Source organism: Micromonospora sp. LA-10, from assembly GCF_051853095.1.
GTDB classification, from domain to species: domain Bacteria; phylum Actinomycetota; class Actinomycetes; order Mycobacteriales; family Micromonosporaceae; genus Micromonospora; species Micromonospora echinospora_A.
On sequence record NZ_CP195710.1, the window covers coordinates 4286178 to 4303611 of the forward strand.

Annotated in this window: 12 protein-coding genes; 3 read left to right on the top strand and 9 right to left on the bottom strand. The window is 72.2% G+C overall.

The window, feature by feature from the left end:
- Window position 1: 1 nt before the first annotated feature.
- The 3 genes from ACSDG8_RS20295 to ACSDG8_RS20305 all read right to left on the bottom strand — a co-directional run bounded on the left by ACSDG8_RS20295 (window position 2) and on the right by ACSDG8_RS20305 (window position 5851).
- Window positions 2–3274, bottom strand: coding sequence for a lamin tail domain-containing protein (locus tag ACSDG8_RS20295; protein WP_210896835.1), 3273 nt, complete (start codon window positions 3272–3274; stop codon window positions 2–4).
- Between the two features lie 92 nt (window positions 3275–3366).
- Entirely contained in the window at window positions 3367–4383 is a 1017-nt protein-coding gene (locus ACSDG8_RS20300; protein ID WP_210897011.1) for a GNAT family N-acetyltransferase, read from the bottom strand.
- 67 nt (window positions 4384–4450) lie between these two features.
- Window positions 4451–5851 (bottom strand): lytic transglycosylase domain-containing protein, encoded by a 1401-nt coding sequence (locus ACSDG8_RS20305; RefSeq protein WP_247688062.1) that lies wholly within the window; start codon window positions 5849–5851, stop codon window positions 4451–4453.
- 38 nt (window positions 5852–5889) lie between these two features.
- Here ACSDG8_RS20305 and ACSDG8_RS20310 point away from each other — a divergent pair, with 38 nt between their 5' ends.
- Together ACSDG8_RS20310 and ACSDG8_RS20315 are read left to right on the top strand one after the other, a co-directional pair.
- Window positions 5890–6105: an FmdB family zinc ribbon protein gene (locus ACSDG8_RS20310; protein WP_073829034.1), complete on the top strand. Its 216-nt coding sequence runs from the start codon at window positions 5890–5892 to the stop codon at window positions 6103–6105.
- A 155-nt stretch (window positions 6106–6260) separates the two neighbouring features.
- Window positions 6261–9074, top strand: a complete 2814-nt coding sequence (locus ACSDG8_RS20315) for an ATP-binding protein (RefSeq protein WP_210896833.1) — start codon at window positions 6261–6263, stop codon at window positions 9072–9074.
- Between the two features lie 72 nt (window positions 9075–9146).
- Here the strand turns inward: ACSDG8_RS20315 and ACSDG8_RS20320 are convergent, their stop codons facing one another.
- A complete protein-coding gene (locus ACSDG8_RS20320; protein ID WP_210896831.1) occupies window positions 9147–9689 on the bottom strand; it encodes a phospholipase in 543 nt (180 codons plus the stop codon).
- 161 nt (window positions 9690–9850) lie between these two features.
- Window positions 9851–11515: a glycoside hydrolase family 10 protein gene (locus tag ACSDG8_RS20325; RefSeq protein WP_210896829.1), complete on the bottom strand. Its 1665-nt coding sequence runs from the start codon at window positions 11513–11515 to the stop codon at window positions 9851–9853.
- A gap of 269 nt (window positions 11516–11784) precedes the next feature.
- Here ACSDG8_RS20325 and ACSDG8_RS20330 point away from each other — a divergent pair, with 269 nt between their 5' ends.
- Window positions 11785–13278 carry an amino acid permease gene (locus tag ACSDG8_RS20330; RefSeq protein ID WP_210896827.1) on the top strand — a complete coding sequence of 498 codons (1494 nt, stop codon included), beginning with the start codon at window positions 11785–11787 and terminating at the stop codon, window positions 13276–13278.
- Between the two features lie 13 nt (window positions 13279–13291).
- Here the strand turns inward: ACSDG8_RS20330 and ACSDG8_RS20335 are convergent, their stop codons facing one another.
- The 4 genes from ACSDG8_RS20335 to ACSDG8_RS20350 are packed head-to-tail and all read right to left on the bottom strand — an operon-like array spanning window position 13292 to window position 17434.
- A complete protein-coding gene (locus ACSDG8_RS20335; protein ID WP_210896825.1) occupies window positions 13292–14302 on the bottom strand; it encodes a glycoside hydrolase family 43 protein in 1011 nt (336 codons plus the stop codon).
- Window positions 14299–15123: a carbohydrate ABC transporter permease gene (locus ACSDG8_RS20340; protein ID WP_210896823.1), complete on the bottom strand. Its 825-nt coding sequence runs from the start codon at window positions 15121–15123 to the stop codon at window positions 14299–14301. The genes ACSDG8_RS20335 and ACSDG8_RS20340 overlap by 4 nt, the downstream gene beginning before the upstream one ends.
- 10 nt (window positions 15124–15133) lie before the next feature.
- Window positions 15134–16096 carry a carbohydrate ABC transporter permease gene (locus tag ACSDG8_RS20345; protein ID WP_210896822.1) on the bottom strand — a complete coding sequence of 321 codons (963 nt, stop codon included), beginning with the start codon at window positions 16094–16096 and terminating at the stop codon, window positions 15134–15136.
- Between the two features lie 6 nt (window positions 16097–16102).
- The gene (locus ACSDG8_RS20350) at window positions 16103–17434 is read right to left on the bottom strand and encodes an ABC transporter substrate-binding protein (protein WP_210896820.1); all 1332 of its coding nucleotides are present in this window, start codon (window positions 17432–17434) and stop codon (window positions 16103–16105) included.

Below are 17434 nucleotides of genomic sequence, written 5' to 3' on the forward strand. Positions count from 1 at the left end.
GTCAGTCGTCGTTCAGGATCGTCCCGACGCCGGACGGGTCGGCCAGCCGCAGGCCCGGCACACCCGCCACGTACAGCGTGAGCTTCTCGTCCGCCTCGCGCTTGCGGTCGCCGCGCACGGTGACCGGGAACGTCAGCGACGTCTGGCCCGCGGGGAGCAGCTTGCAGCCCACGTACGGGTCGTAGTCCGACCCGGCCTGGGCGGTCGTGCCGTAGGTGGTCGCGCAGATCAGGGCCGGCTCGGAGAGCGGGCGGGACACGGTGACCGTGAAGGTCATCGCGCGGGTGCCCTTGTCGCCCTCGGCCACCGAGGTGTCGGCCACGCGCAGCGAGGCGCGCGACCGGAACCTCGCCACCTGCGGATCGTGGTCGCTGGCGCCCCGGTCACCCAGCTCCGGCGCGTCGGTCGGGTAGTCGGCGTTGATGTGTGCCGTCCGTACCTGCACCAGGTCGTCGTGCATCGGGGCGTTCACGAACAGGTTGTCCAGCGTCTGTGCCTGGCCGCTGAAGGTGTACGAGTACGCCGACGCCGGCGCGTCCGCCACCAGGTCGTCCCAGAGGTTGTGCAGCCCGGCCTCGTACAGCGGGGCGAGCTGGTCCGACGGGGTCGGGTGCTGGGCGGTGGCGATCGGGTCGTCCGGGCGGGGGAAGACGTTCAGGTCGCCGCCGTAGACCACCCGGGCGTTCGGGTCGCTCGCCTCGACGGCCTGGACGATCGCGGCACCGTACGCGGCCTGCTCGCGGCGCTGCCCGACCCGGCTGTCCGGCCCGGACGAGAAGTGGTTGGCGACCGCCCAGAGCGTGAACCGCTCGGTCGAGCCGGGCGCCGCCTTGACGGTGAACCGGGCCAGCTGGGCGGCGCGGGTGTAGACGTTGCTGCCGTCCACGCCGGTCGACCGGTCCACGTCGGCGGGCAGCACCGCGTTGAACGCCTTCGGGTTCTGCACGTCCGTGTTGGACGCAAGCGCCGCCGAGCGGTACTGGACGGTCGGCGCGGATCCCAGCAGCGGGTCCGTGGCAGTCGCCTCGGCCAGCGTGAGCCGGTCGGTGCGGTAGAGGAACGCCGAGGCGATGCCCCGGGCGTCCGCGCCCGTGCGGTCGTACGCGGCGGCGTAGGCGGGGCCGCCGCTGGCCGCGATGGCCAGCGCCAGCTCCTGCACGGTGTCCGGAGCGCCGTCGGCGTTGTTCGTGTCACCGCACGCCAGAGCGCCGTCGACCACCGAGCAGATGTCCTGGTCCTCGGCCTCCTGCACCAGGATCAGGTCCGGGCTGTGCAGCGAGTTGACGATCTGCCGGGCCTGCGCGGCCAGCTTGGCGGCGTACGCCTCCTGGCTCGCCGGCACGTAGTCGAACGGCGGGCTGACCCCCGTGCATCCGGTGTTGCCGGCGAAGTCGCAGCCGTCGAACGGGTCGTCCCGGTAGTCGTACAGGTTCTCCACGTTGTAGGTGGCGATCGCGACCTCGCTGCCGCGGTCGGCCGGCTGCGGCGGGTGGTTCGCGGCCGGGTCCGCGCCACCGGTCAGGGTGAGCTGCTCGGGCTGCACGCTGTACTTGCTGAACGCGTACGACACGGAGCCGTACGCGTCCTCGGTCAGCGTGTCGAACGTCCGCGCCTCGGGCAGCAGCGCGTGGGAGTCACCGGCGGTCGCCTTCACGCCGCCGGCGCCCAGCAGGATGCGCTGGTTGTTGCCGTTGTCGAAGAGCGTGCCAGGGATGTCGTCGAGCGGGTGCGCGTCCCGGAACACCCGCCGGGCGTACGGGTCGGACCGCTTCATGACCGGGTCCTCCCGGTCCAGCACGTAGATCTCGGAGTCGGCGGTGGAGGAGTAGATGTGCCGGGGCGCGGAGACGCCGCTACCGGCGCGTACCCGCATCCGCTCGCCCTCGTGCCGCTCCCAGAACAGGTCGGCGGCGGCCGCCTCGGCCGGCGGGATCGCGTCGTCGACCCGGACCACCGTGTCCACGTCGAGGCCGGAGTCGAGCTTGCGGACCAGCGAGGCGCTGGAGAGCTGGGTCTGGTTGAAGTACTCGGAGACCCGGCCGCGCAGCACGACCTCGTCGCCGACGGTGGGGGCGTACCCGCCGATCAGCGTGGTGAACGAGCCCATGAAGACGAAGAGACCGTCGGAGGTGAGCGGGTCGCCGTCCTCGGTGCCGAGCCGGCTCTGCAGGTAGAAGCCCCACTGGTCGGCGCCGGCCGAGCTGCGGGTCAGCGACATGCCGGTGATGACGCCGCGCACGTCGTACAACGTGGAGCTGGTGCCGTTGCCGCTGGCCGGGGCGAGCGGCGACCGGTCGGCGCGGCCGTCCTCGTCGTCGCCGGTGCGGCCCTGCACCTCGCCGATCGACAGCACGCTGGTGGCCTGCACGCTGAGCGTGCAGGTGGCGGTGTCGCCGTCGTCGTCGGTGGCGGTCACCGTGACCGCGTAGCTGCCGGCCGGCAGGCCGGTGGCGGTCAGCGTGGCGGTGGCCGTGCCGCCGTCCGCGGCGGCCGGGGTGAACGCGGTACGGCTGATCGAGCCGCTCGTCGGCGCCGGCGCGACGGCGGTGACCGCGAGGTCGGTGATCGTGTCGTCGGCGTCGGTGGCGGTCACCTCGCGGGTCGCGGTGGCGCCCGCCGACAGCGTCAGCGCGCCGCCGCAGGCGAGCGTCGGCGGCTGGTCGACCGGGCCGCCTCCGCCGACGGTGTGGCTGCCCAGCCCGTCGAACGTGTCGGTGGCGAATCCGGCCCACTGTGCGGCCGGGTCGAACGGGTCCGTCGGGTCGGTGTCGCCGGCGGTCACCGAGGGCAGCCGGCGCAACGTGTTGTCGGCGGTGCTGGTGAGCCCGCTGCCCCACTCGGTGCCCGGGTCGACGCCGACCTGGCCGATGGAGTCGACCACCGTGTCACCCTTGTGCAGCACGATCGCGTCGTCGCCGTTGAACAACGACCCGCCGAACGTCTGGTCGGCCTGCGCGAGGATCGCGGGCGCGGCCGACGCGGCGGCGAAGACGAACACGTCCCCGGCGGCGACGGTGCCGGTCAGCGCCACGTTCGTCGACGTGCTGGAGCCGTTGAAGTAGAGCCGGAGCTGGTAGCCGCCGGCGGTCAGGTCGATCGGGGCGCCGGTGCCGTTGTACAGCTCGACGGCCTTGTTGTTGGACGACCCCTCGACGTACTCGGAGATGAGCAGGTCGGTTGGCGCGGCGCTGGCCGCGGGGGGTGCGACAGCGATCGCCGTGAGGGTGACGGCGGCGGTGGTCGCGAGCGCGGCGAGGGTGCGGCGCGGGCGCATGGGGCCTCCACGGTGGGTGGACAGGAACTAACGAACGTTAAGGGTCTCGTGGGTCCACCGTCCAGCCCCTTCGATGGCCGTCCGGTGAACGGTCAGCGGTGACTGTCCAGCCGGTGCACCAGCTCGGCGACGTCCACTCCGTACTCGCACCAGTCACGGTCGGGGCGGTAGCCCAGCTCGGCGTTGACCTTCAGCATCGACTCGTTGTCCTGCGCGTTCCAGGTCTGCACCTCGACCACCTCCGGCTCGGCCGAGCGCAGCTCCAGCAGCATCCGCGCCTTGATGGCCCGGTCGATGCCGTAACCACGGTGGTCGTGGACGACGATCGTGTCGTACTGGTCCGCCCGGGTCGGGTGCTGCGCCGGCACCACCACCTCGGTCAGCCCGGCCACGTCCCCGGTCTGCTCGTGCAGCGCCAGCACGATGTACGGCTTCATGCCGCGCCGGTGCAACGTCGCGAGACTGTCGCGTAGCCGGTCCGGGTCGTAGGAGCTGGGCCGCAGTTCCACGTCGTCGGAGTCGCGCACCTCGGCCTTGGCCCGCGCGTACGCCTCGATCAACTCGTCCGGCGGCCCGCCCGGCCAGAACTCCACGCGGTAGCCCGCGCCCACCTCGGCGGCCATCTCGGTCAGCGCCGGCCAGTCCACCGTACGCAGGTCGAGCACGCTGCGCGTCTCCACATAGTCGCGGGTGAAGCCCAGCGACTCGTAGAACGCCACGGCCGGGGTGTCGCCGACCACCTCCACGCCGATCGACTGGAAGCCCTCGTCCCACACCCGCCGGGCGGCCACCCGGACCAGGTCACGGCCGAGCCCGGTGCGCCGGAGCGCCGGGTGCACCAGAACCTCCAGTACGCCGATGCCGCCCAGCAGCAGCACGTGCACGTGCCCGACGATCGCTCCGGGCGTGCCGTCCGGAGCGTCGTCCTCCTGCGCCACCCAGGAGATCCGCCGCTCGCCGGGCATCACCTCGGACAGGTACTCCCGCATGGAGCTCTCCCGCCAGGGCGGGTCCTGCGGCAGGTCGGCCGCCAGGACCGCGTTCAGCGTGTCCAGCAGGGACGCGATCTCGGCGGACGAGGCGGTCCGAGGGTTCCACTCGCGCACCATCACCCGTCTAGCTTGCCGTCAACGGCTGCCGGGGGGAAGGGTTCAGTCCGCGAATGTACGCGAGCGGTCACCTCACGTTGCGGCTGAGCCTGCCGTACTCGTCGGCCTTGTCGAAGACGGCCTGGGCATAGCGGCGCACATCGTTGTACGAGAGGATGGCCCCCCACCAGTCGCCCGGGATGGTCATGTTCCGGCCGCCCTTGCACAGGTACTGGCCTGCGGCCAGCGCCGCGTCGTCGATGTCGTGCGGGTTCTTCACGCCGTCGTTGTCCGCATCGGCGCCGATCTCCTGCCAGGTCGTCGGGATGAACTGCATCGGGCCGAGCGCCCGGTCGTAGACGCGGTCGCCGTCGAGCTGCCCCTGGTCGGTGTCGAGGATCCGGGACCGGCCGCCCTGCCCGTCGAGCGGCTGCCCCTTGATCTCCGGCAGCGCCCGGCCGTCGGGACCGAGCGTGGCGCCGTTGGCCGAGCCGTGCCCGGACTCGACGTGCCCGATGGCGGCGAGCGTGGTCCAGCTCAGCTGGCAGGCGCGGTTGGTCTGGGCGAGCACCAACTCGGCGTAGGCGTATGCCTGGAGCGCCACCACCGGGATGGCGGTGACCGCGCTGACCCGCCTCGCCCAGTCGGCCAGCGCGTCGGCGGGGCGACCGGTGGGCGGGGCGACGGTCGCGCCGCCGGGCAGCGGCGTTCCGGTCGGCGCGGCGGTGCCGGGCAGTCCGGACGGGTCCGGGAACAGGGGCGTCGCGGCGGGCGCGGCGGTCCGCGCCACGCTCGGCTCCGGCAGGGCCTCGTCGACCGACGCCGGCCTGCCGACGGCGGCCGGCACGATCACCGCGCCGGCCGTCGTGGCGACGCCGACCAGGGCGAGCAGGAACAGCGCCGGCAGCGCGGTCCGCCCGGCGGGGCGGCGGGACCAGGCGCGGGTGGCGCTGGCCGCGCCGACGGCGAGCTGCCGCGGCCGGGTGCGGACGGCGTGCGCGAACGGCACGCGCCGACGCCGCCCGCCGCCCGCCTGCGCGTCGCCTGCCGCCTCGGCCTTCGCCTTCGGTTCGGCCTTCTCACCGGACGGGGCACCCGCGTCGGCTCCGGCATCCGGCGCGCGCTCCGACTTCGCGTCCTGCTCAGGCTGCGACTTGGCGCCCGCGTCGGGCTTGGAGTCCGCGTCCGGCTTGGCGTCTGCGCCCGCGGTGAGCTTCGCGCCTGTGGCCGCGTCGGGCTTGGAGTCTGCGTCCGGCTTCGCGTCGGCCCCGGGCTTCGCGCCCGCGTCGGCTCCGGGCTTCGGGTACGCGCCTGCGTCCGTGCTCGGCTTGCCGGCTGTGGCGTCCGAGTCGGCGGGGCGCTCCGGAGGGAGGGGGTCGCGACGGGGACGCGGGACGGGCCGGGCGTCGCCGTCGGGCGGCGCGGCGGGTCGCAGGGGCCGGGCCGTCGCTCGCCGTTCGCCGTCCACCACCCGTCGAGTATCACCCATCCGTGTGACGACGTCAGGCCCGGCCGTACGCTGATGCCATGCCCCGGTACGAGTTCCGTTGCCGCGCCTGCGGCGACACCTTCGAGGTCAACCGTCCGATGGCCGAGGCCGCAGAGCCGGCCACCTGCCCGCAGGGTCACGCCGACACGGTGAAGCTGCTGTCCGCTGTCGCCGTCACGGGGCGTGGTGGATCCGGTCCGACCGGTGGGATTCCCAGCGGTGGAGGTTGCTGCGGCGGGTCCTGCGGCTGCTGAGTTTCCGCCGCTCGTCCCGCGGGTCGAACCGGCTCTTGCCGCCCGTGTGATCTTTTGGCACCTTGGGTCGGAATCCGCCCAACCGTTCTCACGATGCGTGACGGCGCGATCATAGGGCAGCATGGACCCGACGTCAGCGGGCGGAGGTTCGACGTATGTCGCCAGGACACCACCTCCCCAGCGGGTGGGTGACCTTCGTGTTCACCGACATCGAAGGTTCGACCCGGCTGGCCCGGATGCTGGGTCCGGTCTACCGGCCGGTGCTGCACGAGCATCGCCGGCTGCTGCGGGACACCCTCGCCGGCACCGACGGGGCGGAGCTGCTGACCGAGGGCGACTCGTTCTTCCTGGCGTTCCCGGACGCCGCCACCGCGGTCCACGCCTGCCTGACCGCGCAGCGCGCGCTCGCCGGTCACGAGTGGCCCAACCCGGACGCCACGCCCCGGGTCCGGATGGGACTGCACACCGGCTACGCCGAACCGCGCGACGGCGAGTACGCCAGCCCCGAGGTGCACCGGGCCGCCCGGGTGGCCGCCGCCGCGCACGGCGGGCAGGTGCTCTGCTCGGCCGCCACCGCCCGGCACGCCGAGCCACTGCCGGACGGCGTGTCCCTGCTGGACCTCGGCCTGCACCGGCTGCGCGGCTTCGACGACCGGGAGCGGCTGTTCCAGCTCGTCGCGCCCGGGCTGGAGCGGCGCTTCCCGCGTCCGCGTACCGCCGACGCGACGGCCCACAACCTGCCCACCCAGGTGACCTCGTTCGTCGGCCGGCAGGCCGAGCGCGCCGAGCTGGGCCGGCTGGTCGAGGCGTACCGCCTGGTGACGGTGCTCGGCGCGGGCGGCGCCGGCAAGACCCGGCTGGCCGTGGAGCTGGCCTCCAGGATCGTCGAGGACTACCCGGACGGGGTCTGGTTCGTCGACATCGCCGCGGTGACCGACCCAGGGCTCGTGGCGTTCGAGATCGCCGCCGTGCTCGGCCTCCGCCCGGAGCCCGGCCGGCCGATGCTCGACACCCTCGTCGAGTACGCGGCGCCGCGCCGGATGCTCGTGCTGCTGGACACCTGCGACGCCCAGACCGCGGCGTCGGCCGAGGTGATCAGCCGTCTGCTGGCCGGGGGCCGGGGGGTACGGGTGCTGGCGACCAGCCGGGAGTCGTTCGGCGTACCCGGTGAGGTGGTGTGGCGGATCCCGCCGCTGTCCGTGGACGAGGGTCCCGACGGCGGCAGCGACGCGGTGGCGTTGCTGCTGGACCGCACGGCCGTGGCGCGGGGCGGGCGGGCGCCGGAGGCGGCCGAGCAGGCCGACCTGCACCGGGTGGTGCGCCGCCTGGATGGGCTGCCGCTGGCCATAGAGCTGGCCGCGGCCCGGCTGCGGGTGCTCTCCGCCGGGCAGTTGGCGGAGCGGCTGGACGACATGCTGGGCACGCTCGACGCGGGACGGGAGACGGCGGAGCCGCCACCGGTGGAGGCGGGCTGGAGCGGCAACCAGCAGGACACTGTGGACCTGGTGGCCGCGGCCACCGGCGCCGCGCCGCCCACCCCGGCGAGCCGCGCGGTGCAGCGCTCGGCCAGCGAGCGGCACCTGACCATCCAGGCCACCGTCACCTGGTCGTACCGGACGCTCGGCGCGCGGTCGGCCCGGCTGCTGCGCTGGATGGCGGTGTTCGCCGGGCCGGTGGACCTGCCCACCGTGCAGTGGCTGCTCGGCGAGGACCCGCTCGACCCGCTCTCGGTGCTCGTGGACAAGTCGATGGTGCTGGCCGAGCCGCACGCCTCGGGCAGCACGTACCGGATGCTCGACCCGATCCGGGCGTACGCGGCCCGGCGGCTGGTCGAGGCGGGCGAGGAGCAGAGCGCCCGGCACCGGCACGTGGACTGGTGCCGGCACGCGCTGGACCGGGCATGCCTCGGGCCCGACGGCCGCCCGGTGACGCTCTCCCTGTACGCGCTGGACCCGCTGGCCGGCGAGTTGCGGGCCGCGCTGCGCTGGTGCGCCACCGGCGGCAGCGCCCGGGCGGGGCTGCGCCTGGCCGGGGACCTGGACCAGTGGTGGCGGGAGCGCGGGCTGGCCCGGGAGGGGCGGCTCTGGCTGTTCCGGCTCTACGGCCGGCTCGCCGAGACCGGTGAGGTGATGCCGGAGGCCGAGCTGGCCGCCGCGTACCACATGCATTCGCTGCACGCCGGCGCGGACGGTGAGTTCGGCGAGGAGTTGCGGTACTCGCAGCGGGCCGAGGCGGCGGCCCGGCAGTCCGGCGACCGGGGCCTGCTGGCCCGGGTGCTGGCCGGGCGCGCCGCGCCGCTTGTCGACATGGGCCAGTTCGCCGAGGCGGAGCGGATCTGCCGTGAGGTGATCGACTGGGCGTACGCGCAGGACGTGGTCGGGGACGCGCTGCTCGCCGTCTACAACCTGGCCGAGCTGCTCTGGCGCCGGGGCGCGCTGGACGAGGCCGCCGACGTGCTCGCCGCGGCCCGCCCGGTCGAGGCGTCCCGGCCGGCGGAGCGGGGCGGTCGTTCGGTGGACATGCTGCTCGGGATGGTGGCGCTGGCCCGGGGTGATCTGGTCGCGGCGCACGAGCACCTGCTGGTGGCGTTGCGGTCGCGGATGAGCCACGGCTACCTGGGCCGGGCCTGCGACACGATCAACGCGATAGCGGTGCGCTGCGCGCTGGCCGGGGACGCGCTCTCCGCGGCCCGGCTGTTCGGCGCGGCGCAGGCCACCCGGTCGAACCTGCGGGCCACGCCGGGGATATACGGCCCGTACTGGGCAGCCCGGCAGACGGAGCTGCGCCGCGTGCTCGGCGACGAGGCGTTCGACGCCGCCTATGGCGCCGGGGCGGGGCTGCGGCTGGACGAGGTGGCGGCGCTGGCGCTGCACGTCGAGCACCCGGACCTGGCCGCCGACTCACCCCGGTTCGGCTTCACCGCGCAGGGCTCCTGGCCGGCGTTCCAGCCGCGCAGCACGGCGGGCTGAGGCGGGCGAGCCCGCCGGCCTCCCCGAGGGCGGCGGGGAGCCCGCCGTGCGGCGGACTCCCCGCGTGGCGCGTCAGGCGCGTGCGGCGGCGCGGCGTTCCGCGTCGGCCTTCATCCGGGCGGCGCGGTCGAGGTCGGCCTGGGACACGGCGGCGACCGAACCGAAGACGCTCACCGCCTGGTAGTACGTCCAGGCGAGGCTGTAGCAGGCGGGCCGGACCACCGCGTTGTACGTGGCGCAGACCCGCTTCAGGTCGGCGTAGAACGCGTTGTCCAGCCGGGACTTGCTGGCGGAGAAGACGCCCATCGCCTTGTGGTTGCGGTAGCCGAAGTCGTGCCGGTAGCAGGAGAGCTTGAAGTTGAAGCCGATCGGGTTGTCCGGGCTGGACGAGCAGTAGTCGGTGGACCAGTCGAAGCCGTACTCGGTCCAGGGGGCCCGGTTCTGCCGGGCGCTGTTCCAGGCGTTGTAGCTGGACGCGCTGGTCTGCGTCCAGCTGGTCAGGACGGACAGCTTCTGCTGGGTGCTCACCGCGGCGGTGGCCGGTGTGGCCAGGCCGAGCAGTGTGAGCAGGGCGAGTGTTCCGGCGGCGAGGGTGGTGGCGAGGCGACGGGACACGGGAACCTCCGCGGGGGTGGTGGCCGGGATCTCCGGATGTCGACAAGTGTCGATCAAGGGGGTGAGCTGGGGCGATGCTGCGGGTGACCGCTCGCTGACATCCGCCCAAACAGACGAATGCCCCCGGACCGGCGAGGCGGCCCGGGGGCATTCGGGGTGAATCAGCGTACGAAGCGCGGCGGGCTTGCCGGGCTCTCGTTCGCCAGCCGGTCCAGCGCCGTCACGTAGTAGGTGTACCGGGCGCCGTCGGCCGCGGTGGTGTCCACCCAGGACTGCACCGCGCCGTCGGTGGCCCGTACGGTGCCGACCAGGTGCGAGGCGTCCGCGAAGTCGCAGCGCCCGGCCAGGCCGTGCCCGTCGAACCGGTAGATCGCGTACGACGCGGCGGTGCCGAGCGGACCCTTGCCGTCGGCCGGCTGCCGCCAGCTCAGGCGTACCCCGTCCGCCTCCCGCTGGGCCTTGGTGACCACCGGGAACAGCAGCGGCTTGCGCGGCAGGTGCGTCATGGTGGGCACCAGCGCCGGGCGGGAGTAGTGCTCGGCGGCGTAGATGTCGGTGGCGCCGAGCCGGTTCGCCCGGACCTGCACCGCGGAGAAGTGCACGTTGCCGAGCACCTCCGGGTACGACCGGTTGAGCGTCAGGTGGTTCGACAGCTCCTGCGGGTTCATCCAGAACGACCCGTATGCCGGGTCACCGCTCTTGTAGTCGGCCTGGCCGATGTAGAGCTGGACCCGCGTGCCGCGCACCTGCTCGGCCCACCACGGCACCAGCCGGGCGTAGTCGGCGGCCGGGTACTGGCCGATGTACCAGTAGAGCTGCGGCACGATGTAGTCGATCCACTCCTCCTTGACCCACTTGCGGGAGTCGGCGGAGATGATGTCGTACGACTGCGAGCCGGTGGTGTCCGAGCCGTTCGGGTCGGCCGACGCGTTGCGCCAGATGCCGAACGGGCTGACGCCGAACTTCACATACGGCTTCACCGCCTTGATCTTGGCGTTCATCTCCTGGATCAGCAGGTTGATGTTGTCCCGCCGCCAGTCGGCCTTGTCGGTGAAGCCCCTGTTGTACGCCGCGAACGTGGCGTCGTCGGGCACCTGGTGGGTGCCGCTCGGGTACGGGTAGAAGTAGTCGTCGAAGTGCACGCCGTCGATGTCGTACCGGTTGACCGCGTCCATCATCGCGGTCTGGACGAACTCGCGGACCTCGGGGATGCCGGGGTTGTAGTAGAGCCGGCTGCCGGCGACGCCGGCGGGCGGGTAGGCGAAGACCCAGTCGGGGTGCTGGCGGGCCGGGCTGTCCGGGGCCAGTTGTGACAGGTCGGCGCCGGCGCCGCCGGGCGCGGGCATGGAGACGCGGTACGGGTTGAACCAGGCGTGGAACTCCAGGTTGCGCTTGTGCGATTCGGCGACCAGGAAGGCCAGCGGGTCCCAGCCGGGGTTCTTGCCGCGTACGCCGGTCAGGTACTCCGACCACGGCTCGTACGGCGAGGGCCAGAACGCGTCGGCGGTCGGGCGGACCTGGACCACGACGGCGTTGTGGTTGAGCTTCTGGGCCAGGTCGAGCCAGGCCAGGTATTCGGCCTTCTGCTTGGCCACCTGGTCCGGCGCGGTCCAGGAGTCCTTTGTGGGCCAGTCGATGTTCGTCACCGAGGCGATCCACATGGCCCGGAACTGGCGCTTGGGGGTGGCCGGGTCGGTGACGCAGTCGGTGGAGGGGGAAGTGGCGGTGCTGGTGTCGTCGGGTGCGGCCTGCGCCGGCGTGCCGGCGACCAGCGCGCTGAGCAGCGCCGCGGCCAGCGCGGCTGCTCCGAGCCGAGTTGCCTTCATGCGGTGCGGTCCCTTCGTCGGGTCCGGGGGGACGATCGGCGGCGGGGTGCGGCAAGATTCGCCGCACTGTCCATGCCTCCGGTAGGAAACTTTCATCTATCAGTGTCCGGCGCAAGACCTTGGCCGGTGATCGATGTCCCGCGCCGTCCGACTCGGCCGGATCGTGACGATTCCGAGACCTGCGGTGTGGGATTGGAGCGGAAAACGGCTGGGTAGCTAGCCGGTCGCAGACCGCCACCGTGGCGGCCGCACGGCGGGGAGGTGATCAGATGTCGGTCCTGCGTACCAAGCCGATCGGGGACGTGCTCGCCCAGGGCGACGCCGACGGCGAGGACGGCAAACCGGGCCTGCGGCGGCGGCTCGGCGCGGTCGACCTGATGGGCTTCGGCATCGGCATCGTGATCGGCACCGGCATCTTCACGCTCACCGGTGTCGAGGCGCGCAACAGCGCCGGGCCGGGCGTGGTGATCTCGTTCGGCATCGCCGGCCTGGTCGCGCTGCTCGCCGCGCTCTGCTACGCCGAACTGGCCAGCAGCGTGCCGACCGCCGGCAGCGCCTACACCTACGCGTACGCGACGATGGGCGAGATCGTCGCCTGGATCATCGGCTGGGACCTGCTGCTGGAGTTCGCGCTCGGTGCGGCGGTGGTGGCCCGCGGCTGGTCCGGCTACCTCGCCGACCTGTTCGGCCTGCCCAGCGCCTGGTTCGCCGAGGAGGGCAGCGTCGTCAACCTCGGCGCGATCGGGATCGTGCTGGTCCTCGGCGTGGTCGCCATCGTCGGCATCCGCGAGTCCGCCCGGGTCACCAACGTGCTGGTGCTGGTCAAGGTGGCGATCTGCGCCTTCGTCATCATCGCCGGGCTGTTCTTCGTCAAGGCCGCCAACCTCAGCCCGTTCATCCCGTCCGCCGAGCCGGCCGGCTCCGGGGACGACGGCATCAAGCAACCGGTCACCCAGGCCGTCCTCGGGCTGGAACCCTCAGTCTTCGGCTTCGTCGGGGTGCTCACCGCCGCCGCAGTGGTGTTCTTCGCGTACACCGGTTTCGAGGCCGTGGCGAACCTGGGTGAGGAGACCCGCAAGCCCAAGCGGGACCTGCCGCTGGGCCTGCTCGGCACGCTGCTCATCTCCACGGTGCTCTACATCGGCGTCTCGCTCGTCGTGGTCGGCATGGTCAAGTACACCGAGATCGACGAGGGCGCGCCGATCGCGTCCGCGTTCCGGGCGGTCGGCGCCGGCTGGGCCGCGGTGCTCGTCTCCATCGCCGCCGTCGCCGGGCTCACCAGCGTGATCCTGGTCGACCTGGTGGCCATGGGCCGGATCGGCTTCGCCATCGCCCGCGACGGGCTCATCCCGCCGGCCATCGCCAAGGTGCACCCGCGCTGGGGCACCCCGTACCGGATCGCCGGGATCATGACCGTCGCGGTGGCGCTGCTCGCCGGTTTCCTGCCGCTGTCCGCGCTGGCCGACCTGGTCAGCATCGGCGCGCTCTGCGCGTTCACGCTGGTCGCGATCGCGGTGCCGATCCTGCGCAAGCGCCGTCCCGACCTGGAGCGGCCGTTCAAGGTGCCGTTCTCGCCGGTGCTGCCGATCGTCACGGCCGTGGCGTGCCTCTATTTGAGCTTGAACCTGTCGGTCGAGACGTGGCTGCGGTTCCTCGCCTGGATGCTGATCGGCGCGGTCATCTACTTCGGGTACGGCCACCGCAAGAACCGGCTCGCCCGGCGCGAGCACTCGGACACCCCCGAGCCCGCCCCCACCCCCTGAGGCGGGCCCTTCCTTACGGGCGGGGCTGCGCGGACCCCGTCGGACCCTTCACCACCGGCTTGCCGTTCTCCCAGACGATCTCGTCCAGCCACACCTGCCGGCCCGGGTCGGTCGCGCCCTCCAGACCCGGCGGCCAGGCGTGGTAAAGCAGCCAGGTGCGCCCGTCGTGCTCGACGATCGAGGCGTGCCCCGGCCCGGAGGCCACGTCGTTGCCGCGCAGGATCGGATTCTCCGGCGCCTTCACGCACGGCCCGGCCGGGCTCTCGCAGACCGCGTACCCCTCGGCGTAGGTGTCCTTGTCGTACGCGTTCGCGGCGAAGAACAGGAACAGCTTCCCGTCGTGCCGGTGCAGGAACGGCCCTTCGATCAGCGTGCCCTCCCACGGCTCGGTCTGCCGCAGCAGCCTCGCCGCCGGGCCGGTCAGCCGCAGCCCGTCCGGGGACAGTCGCTGCGACCAGAGCCAGGTGTCCACCCCGATCGCGTTGCCGTCGTTCTTCCACAGCAGCCACAGGCTGCCGTCGGTGTCCCGGAACGGGCTGGCGTCGATCGAGCCGCCCAGGTCCGCCTGGCAGACCAGCGGCCGGTCCGAGTCGTCCGCGTACGGGCCGAGCGGGGTGCTCGCGACCGCCCGGCTCAGGCACTGCCGGCCGGAGGCCCGGTCGGCCACCGTGTAGTAGAGGACGAACCGGTCCGGGGCCAGTTGGATCACCTCGGGCGCCCACGTCTTCCCGGCGTCCGCCCAGTCGGGCAGCGTCGGCAGCGCGTCGCCGGCCGGCGTCCAGTCGACCAGGTCGGGTGAGGTGAGAACCGGCACGTTCCGCCCGCCGGCGTTGGTGTGGAACAGGTACCAGGTGTCGCCGACCCGGATCGCCTGCGGGTCGGGGGCGTCACTGCGGACGACCGGGTTGGTGAACACGCGCGCGTCCTCCGGCGTACTCGACGTTGGTGTGCTGCCGCAACCGGCGACGAGCAGCGCGGCGGCAAGTGCCGCCGCGCCGCGTCGCCTCGTCCGTCCGATGCTCATCCCTTGAGGCCGCTGCGGGACACGCCCTGGATGACGTGCCGCTGGGCGAGCACGAACAGGATCAGCACCGGCACGCTGGCCAGTACCGCGCCGGCCATGATGACGGGGTAGTCGGTCACGTACGCGCCCTGGAGCAGGCCCAGGCCCGCCGGCAGCGTCAGCCGTTCCGGGCTGAACAGCACGTACACGGGCCAGAGGAAGTCGTTCCAGTTGGTCAGGAACGACAGCACCGCGAGCGTGGCCAGTGCCGGTTTCGACAGCGGCAGCAGCACCTGACGGAAGATCTGCCAGTGGTTCGCCCCGTCCAGCACCGCCGCCTCCTCCAGCTCAGCCGGGATGGAGAGGAAGAACTGGCGCAGGAAGAACACCCCGAACGCGCTGGCCGCGCCCGGCACGATCACCACTGTGAGCGTGTCGATCCAGCTCAGCCGCTCGGCGATGATGAAGTTCGGGATGATCAGCGAGGTGGGCGGCAGGAACAGGGTGCCCACGATCAGCGCGAACAGCAGCTTGCGGCCGCGGAACCGCATCCGGGCCAGCGCGTACGCGGCCATCGACGCGGTCACCAGCACCAGCAGCGTGTGCAGGGTGGCCGCGAGCATGCTGTTGACGAACCAGCGCAGCACCGGGTTCGCCGTGTTGTCGATGATCTGCTCGTAGCCGTAGCTGGAGAACGGGTTCGGCAGCCAGCCCGGCGGCACCTGCTGCGCGTCGTCGTACGTCTTCACCGACGTCAGCAGCATCCACACCAGGGGGGTCACGAAGATCGCGGTGATCAGGAGCAGCACGCCGTAGCGCGCCACCGCGCGTACGTTCCTCATGGTCGTCCCCTCAGTCTTCCCGGTAGCGGAACAGCCGGAAGTTGGCGACGCTCACCACGGCCAGCATCAGCGCGAAGAACACGCTCATCGCGGCGGCCCGCCCGGCGTCGTAGTCCCGCAGTCCCTCGTCGACGATCCGCCAGACCACGGTCCGGGTCTGCTCGCCGGGCGCGCCCTGGGTGATCAGGAACGCCTGCCCGAACACGTTCGCCGAGGCGAGGATCGTGGTGGTGAAGACGAACAGCATTACCGGGCGCAGCCCGGGGATCGTGACGTGGCGGAACCTGGCCCAGGCGCCCGCGCCGTCCACCTTGGCCGCTTCGTACAGCTCGGCCGGGATGTCCTGGAGGCCGGCCAGGTAGATCACCGCGTTGAAGCCGCAGGTCCACCACACGGTCACGCCGACCAGCGACACCCACGCCCACGGCACATCTGTGACCCACGGCGTGTCCGAGGGCAGCCCGAGCACGCCGAGCAGCGCGTTGACCAGGCCCAGGTTGGCGTCCAGCAGGAACCGCCAGAGCAGGCCGATCACCGCCACGCCCAGCACGTACGGCGCGAAGAAGGCGGCCCGGAAGAACGTCCGGCCGGGGAACGAGCGGTTGAGCAGCAGCGCCAGCCCGAGCGGGACGACCACCAGCAACGGTACGGAGAACAGCGTGAAGATCCCGGTGGCCCGGACGCTGGACCACCAGTCACCGAAGATCGCCGAGTCGCTGGAGAACAGGTCCCGGTAGTTGCCGAGCCCGACGAAGGGCCGGTTGGGCAGTTGCAGGTCCCACTGGTGCAGGCTGATCCAGACGCCGAACAGGATCGGCGCCAGGCCGAAGACGCCGAACAGGATCAGGTACGGCGCGAGGAAGAGGTACGGCGTCGTCCGGTTGCCGCGTTCCGTCGCGCCCCGGCGGCGGGTGCGCGCCGCCGCGGGCGGCGCGCCGTCACGCGCCGCCCCGGCCTCGATCACGTCCGCCACCGCGGATCAGCTCCCGTACTTCTTGCGGTTGTCCTCGAGCTGCTTGTTCGCCTTCGCCACGCCGTCGTCGAGCGCCTGCTTCGGCGACTTCTTGCCCAGCGCCGCCTCGTTGAACGCGCTGTAGAAGGTCAGGATGACCTCGCCCAGGCCGGGCGCGGCGGGCGGGAACGCGGCGTACTCCAGCTCCGGTGCGAGCGCGTTGACCTCGGTGAGCGCGGTGAACTCGCTGCTCTCGCGGACCGCCTTGCGGGCCGGCACCTGGCCGCCCTTGGCCCAGTCCAGCGAGTGCTGGCTCAGCCAGTTGATGAACACCTTCGCGCCGGCGGTCTTGTTGGCGTTCGCCGACCGCTGCTTGACGATGGTGAAGTTGTGCGAGTTCGCCCAGGCGGCCTTCTGGCTGCCGATCTGCGGCAGCGGCGCGACGCCCCACTGCACGTTCGAGCTCTTCTTCAGGTCGTTGATCTGCCAGATGCCGTTCCAGTTGAACGCGTTCTTGCCGCTCTTGAACGCCAGGTAGTCGGCGTCCTGGCCGACGTTGGCGGGGGAGTGGCCCTGCTTGATCAGGTCGACCAGCCAGGTGCACGCCTCGACCGCCGGGTCGGCGTTGAACGTCGCCTTCGCCACCTCGGCGTCGAAGACGGTGCCGCCCCACTGGTGCAGCAGGCTGTAGAAGGTCATTCCGCCGGTGAACTGGAACGGGCTGACCCAGAACCCCTGCACGCCCGACTTCTTCAGCTCGGTGAGCGCGGCGGTGTACTCGTCCCGGGTGGCCGGGGGCTTCTCCGGGTCCAGGCCGGCCTTCTGCATGACCGTCTTGTTGTAGTAGAAGCCCAGCGGGTGCATGTCCAGCGGGATGCCGTACCGCTTGTCGTTGTAGAGGCCGCCCTTCCAGACGGTCGGGGCGAAGTCGCCCTCGCTCAGCTCCAGGGCCTTGGCCACGTCGTCCAGCTCGTTGATCACGCCGCGGGCGGCGAACGTGGCGAGCTGGTCCATGTGCATGACAGCGATGTCCGGGCCGTTGCCGCTGGAGACCGCGCCGGGGAGCTTGCTGTAGTAGTCCTCCCACTGGTACGTGATCACGCTGACCGCGATGTTCTCGTGCTCGCTGTTGAACTGCTGGACCAGCGTCTTGAAGATGTCGCCGTCGCCGCCGGTGAAGCCGTTCCACAGCTTCAGGTCCACCTTCGGGCCGGTGTAGTCCTTGCCGCCGTTGCCGGCCGCGCCGGAGCTGTCGGAGCTGCTGCCGCCGCCGCAGCCGCTGAGCGTCAGCGTGGCCGCCGCGCCGAGTCCGAGGCCGAGCCCGAGCAGCCGCCGTCGGCTCATCTCGTTCTGGATCAT